Annotated in this window: 1 protein-coding gene; it reads left to right on the forward strand. The window is 71.8% G+C overall.

From position 1 onward, the window contains the following. A partial coding sequence (locus CCL05_RS45495; RefSeq protein WP_086565911.1) for a LuxR C-terminal-related transcriptional regulator occupies positions 1-435 on the forward strand: 435 nt, incomplete at its 5' end. Positions 436-635: the final 200 nt, after the last annotated feature.

The following is a 635-nucleotide window of genomic DNA, read 5'->3' on the forward strand; positions in this document are numbered from 1 at the left end:
ATCCGCTCCCTGACCCGCACCGGCGCCCGCGCCAGGGTCCTCGTCCTCACCACCTACGACACCGACTCCGACACCCTCCCCGCGATCGAGGCGGGCGCCACCGGCTACCTGCTGAAGGACGCCCCCCGCGAGGAGCTGTTCACCGCCGTACGGGCGGCGGCACAGGGCCGTACGGTCCTCTCCCCGGCCGTGGCCTCCCGCCTCGTCTCAGCCGTCCGCGCTCCCAGGGCGCCCGGCAACGAACCGCTCTCCGCGCGCGAACGCGAGGTGCTGGCCCTGGTCGCCAAGGGCACCTCCAACCGCGAGATCGCCCGCGAGCTGTTCATCAGCGAGGCGACCGTCAAGACCCACCTCACCCACCTGTACGCCAAGCTCGGCGTCAAGGACCGCGCGGCGGCGGTGGCGGTGGCGTACGACCGGGGGATCCTCGGCTAGCCCTGTTCAGAGAGGCGTGATGGGCACGTGAGGGGTGCGTGAGCCGTCGCTGGGAGCGTGGCCGTCGTCAAGGACAGTCTGGAAAAAGGGGATTCGCGTGACCGTGATGGCCGAGACGGACCGTGTGGGGGCCGCGCTGCGTGCGCTCACGTTCGAGCACACCGTGGCGAAGGGACTCGTCCACCGGCGGGCGCTGTCGG

The sequence above is a fragment of the Streptomyces africanus genome, from assembly GCF_002150735.1.
Lineage (GTDB): Bacteria > Actinomycetota > Actinomycetes > Streptomycetales > Streptomycetaceae > Streptomyces > Streptomyces africanus.